We start from the raw sequence: 3,809 nt of genomic DNA on the forward strand, positions 1-3,809 counted from the left end.
CTCACGGAGCATGATTTCTTCTTGTGCTGCAGCTTTAATGTCAGTGATTAGTGCTTCGATTGATTTGCTCATTCGTCTCCCCTTTGCCCTTTTGGTGTTCCGCTGTTGCCAAAAACATGGATGCGTTCTGGATATCCGGAAAGCTTGCGATTACTGCGGATGATTTGAGACCAAGTGCACAGATATGTGAGGTCTCCAGCCACTCTTGATGCGCGGTTTATCAACCGGTGCTGGCGGTCAATTCTCCGGGCATGGGCGTGGAATAGCTGCGCAAAGCGTTCTTTCCCCGGCCTGCCTGCGGCATTGAAGGCGCGATTATGCTTAACGCACTTCTGCTCGTACCAGCGCTGGTTCAATTGTTCTAATGTCGTTGATTTGCTCATTCACTCTCTCCCTTGATTCGAATGCCAGCGTCGCGGAGGATTTTTTTGCAGTCGCTAATGGCGTTGTATGCCGACAATGGGTCGTCGTATTCGTCTTGTGTTGGCAACTCCAGCTCGATGCTGACGCGGCTGGCTTTCCATGCCGCATCCCATAGCTGGAACTGCTCTTCACGCATAGTGTCAACGTACTCGCCAGCGCAAGGCCCATCTTCCGGCTCCATTTCCAATGTTGGATATTGGAAGTTTTTGCGAATGTAGGCCTCAAAATCTTCCCGCGATTTAGTTATGTCCATCATGATTTCCCTCGTTTATTTCTTCTCCAGTGAGTATGCCAGCCAATACTTTCACGCAGTCAACAACGCAACTTTCACAAATGTATGCATATGGGCCAGCGATGAGTTTTTTTACTTGGTGCTGATTTTTTTCACAGAAACTACACCTAAGAATTAGCCTTTCCGGTGCCATCAGAAACCACCTTGTTTTTTAGTTGACCGCCGTTCAGATTCAGCCGCCTTAGCTTTAGCCTGCTCTTGGTTGCAGTCATAGATTGCGCCGTGGCGCTGCTCAACGAATACCACACCACCGCTACCGTGCCGGTTAAGCCGGAGTAGTAACTCTGTATCCTGCTGATTGGCGTTCTCGTCATAAGCGCCTTCGCGGTATATCCCCAGCCAGTAATCACAGTCTTGCTCAATCTGTCCTGTATCGCGGGAGTCGCTAGGTTGAGGCCGCTTATTGACGCGTTTTTCTAAATCACGGTTTAGCTGAGTCAACAGCACAACAACACAATCCAGCTCTTTGGCGAGGTTCTTTAGCCCCTTGGTGATCATCCCGTAAGCCAGATCATTACGGTCTGCTTTTTCGGCGGTCATCAGTGTGAGGTAATCGACCAGAACCATGCCTACAACACCACGTTCGCGCTTGATGCGGCGGCACTCAGAAACTATGTGGGACAGTGGAATGCCCGGCGTATCGTCGATATACAAATTTCCACTTCTTGCCAACTCTAACCCTTTCGCGGATGCCAACGCAAAACGGTTATCGTCGTACCCATCAAGATAAAAGTTACTGCTGGATACTCCAGAGGCTTGGGAAATCATGCCCTCACCAAGTTGCACACCAGGCATTTCAAGGCTAAACGCCAGCGCCGGAAGGTTCTCATTCAGTGCGCAGTTGATTGCCATGTTTGAATAGAGCGTTGTCTTACCCATTTTGGGGCGGGCACCGACCACGAACAGTGAACCCTTCACAATTCGCTTAGGTTCCAGCATGGAGTCCAGTGATGCTATCCCGCTGGTTAGTCCAATGGCTCGCGGGTCACCGGAAAGTCGCTGATCAACAACATCAACCCAATCTGAGAACACACTTTCGAATGTTCGAAGCCCTCTGCGGTTGCCTGTCTTGGCGTGATCCGTGATCTCGGTAGATAGCGCCTGTATCGCCTCAAGCTTTTGCGTTGCTGTCATGCCGTTGTTGGCATAAAGCAACTCGGTCATCGCATTGGTTTTGGCAATGCTGTAACGGGTGATCGCCTTATCGCGTACTTCCATCGCGTAATGCACGATATTCGCGGCGCTGGGGGTGTTCTTCGATAGCTCGGCCATGTAAGCAAAACCGCCTACAGTGCTGCTGATCCCCTTGTTCTCCATCTGGTTGAACAGCGTAAGAAGGTCAATAGGGATCTGCCTGCTAACCAAGTCTTTAATTTCAGCAAAAATAACCTGGTGCGGGCGGGTGTAAAACGATTCGGGTTTCAGCATGGACAGGACTTTAGCGACGTTATCACTGCCGTCATCCAGCATCAGGCCGCCAAGAACGCTCTGCTCTGCGTCGAGGTTGTGTGGTGGTGTTTTGTAATCAACGGTCATCCTTGTCTCCTTCGCGTACATCCCGATAAAGCTTTTCTGACAGGAAGCTATCAAACTTCATCCTGCGCCATGTCTTGCCACTGCGGTTATCAGGGCGGTCTTCCAGCATCCAGCGGCAGTTCTCGCTGATGTACTGGAGATATTCCCTGAACCCCTGCATCGTAAGCGGTTGACCGTTATCCATCTGACGGGCAATTTTGTTTGCCTTAGCCCAAAAGCGTTTAATCAGGTTTCGGCGGTCGTCATCCATCACTCGCCAACCTCTGGCTTCGGGTAGCTCTTCTTTCAGGCATTGCCAGACTTCTTCGCAGGAAATCTTCTGTCCCTGATTGACCGCTTTTGAGTCGCCAGTTGCACACTTAATATCTTTAGATATTAAGTTAGTATTTAGTATTTCATTGTTTGTGGCACTTTGTTGGTAATCTGTTGGCACAACCTCCTCGCCAGCGCTTGGTGCAAACGGCTTTGCGTTGGCACTTTGTTGGTAATCTTTTGGCACAATATTTGGCTGATATTCGTCGTATTTTGTGACGTAAATTAGTGAGAATTTCTTGGTGGTTGATTTGGTGATCATTCCAAGTTTTTCAAACTTACCGATGAGATATTTGATGCGGTTTCCAGAGATTCCGGTTGCCAGTTCCAGCTTATTTCTACCGGTCATAAATTCACCACGACGAACCATGACATCACCAAGCTCAGTATTAACTATTGCCGGTGCGTGATTAGCGGTAAGTATGAAATGTATCCACAGGTGAACTGCCTCAGAATCCGTCCTGTAGAATGGCAGCTCCATTATTTTTCTATGCATCAAGGCAAACCCCTTACCGGTTGCCTCCGGCCTTGCTGTGTCTGGTTGACGAAACGCTAAGACGTTACTCATTGGCTTTCCCCTGCAAAGATTTGACAGCCTTGAATGTCTCAATTAGCCGACGTCCGAAAGGTTCGTTGTTCTCGCAAACCATGACTAATTCGTCTGGCTTTGCAGAACGCTGCTGAGTAACGTCTCGCTGTTTTGCGTTAGTTTTCTTTCGCATCATTTGGCCTCCATGCGCTCAAAATTAATTACCCATACCCATGGGTTAGCCTGCCAGCTCTCACCCTCTTTCTGTCCGTAGATTGAGTCCCAAAGCTCTGCAAATGCTTCCTCCGCACTTTCATAGCCTTCATCGTCACCGCCAACGAAGAAAAATCTTTCCGCAGTTATTTCTACATGCCCACCACCCTCGTAGCGGGTTTCAATAATTACCTCTTTGGCGGTGATTCCTTCAGCCATAGCATCCTGCTCACTGATATCCTGCAACCGCTCAACACGAACGCCAGTGATGAGCAGGTTGATGCGTGATGCCCAGCGCGGCATGTGCATTGAGGGCGTCCAGCGCTTAACAATGCACGCAGCGCCATCATCAGAATCTGCGCGATAAACTAGCCTTCTGCCGCAGTCACCGAATGTCTCGCGAACCCATAACTGATCGCCGGGCTTACCGAGTGGGCAAAACTCCAAGTAGTAGGATTGGCTGCGTTCGTCACACAGTTCTAGCGGATGACACTCGCCAGCGCT

The 3,809-nt window shown here is 49.6% G+C and carries 6 protein-coding genes; all 6 read right to left on the bottom strand.

Features of this window, described 5'->3' with window-relative positions:
• Nucleotides 1-68: 68 nt before the first annotated feature.
• A complete protein-coding gene (locus AEP37_RS22600) occupies nucleotides 69-383 on the bottom strand; it encodes a hypothetical protein (RefSeq protein ID WP_049615430.1) in 315 nt (104 codons plus the stop codon).
• Nucleotides 380-679 carry a hypothetical protein gene (locus AEP37_RS22605; RefSeq protein ID WP_156168742.1) on the bottom strand — a complete coding sequence of 100 codons (300 nt, stop codon included), beginning with the start codon at nucleotides 677-679 and terminating at the stop codon, nucleotides 380-382. The genes AEP37_RS22600 and AEP37_RS22605 overlap by 4 nt, the downstream gene beginning before the upstream one ends.
• Nucleotides 663-848 carry a ClpX C4-type zinc finger protein gene (locus AEP37_RS28000; RefSeq protein ID WP_049615432.1) on the bottom strand — a complete coding sequence of 62 codons (186 nt, stop codon included), beginning with the start codon at nucleotides 846-848 and terminating at the stop codon, nucleotides 663-665. The genes AEP37_RS22605 and AEP37_RS28000 overlap by 17 nt, the downstream gene beginning before the upstream one ends.
• A complete protein-coding gene (locus AEP37_RS22615) occupies nucleotides 848-2,251 on the bottom strand; it encodes a DnaB-like helicase C-terminal domain-containing protein (RefSeq protein WP_049615433.1) in 1,404 nt (467 codons plus the stop codon). The genes AEP37_RS28000 and AEP37_RS22615 overlap by 1 nt, the downstream gene beginning before the upstream one ends.
• The gene (locus AEP37_RS22620) at nucleotides 2,241-3,131 is read right to left on the bottom strand and encodes a hypothetical protein (protein WP_049615434.1); all 891 of its coding nucleotides are present in this window, start codon (nucleotides 3,129-3,131) and stop codon (nucleotides 2,241-2,243) included. The genes AEP37_RS22615 and AEP37_RS22620 overlap by 11 nt, the downstream gene beginning before the upstream one ends.
• A gap of 153 nt (nucleotides 3,132-3,284) precedes the next feature.
• Nucleotides 3,285-3,809 (bottom strand): hypothetical protein (locus tag AEP37_RS26725; protein WP_209435172.1); only part of this gene is annotated, 525 nt, incomplete at its 5' end.

It is taken from the genome of Yersinia pekkanenii (genome assembly GCF_001152565.1).
GTDB classification, from domain to species: domain Bacteria; phylum Pseudomonadota; class Gammaproteobacteria; order Enterobacterales; family Enterobacteriaceae; genus Yersinia; species Yersinia pekkanenii.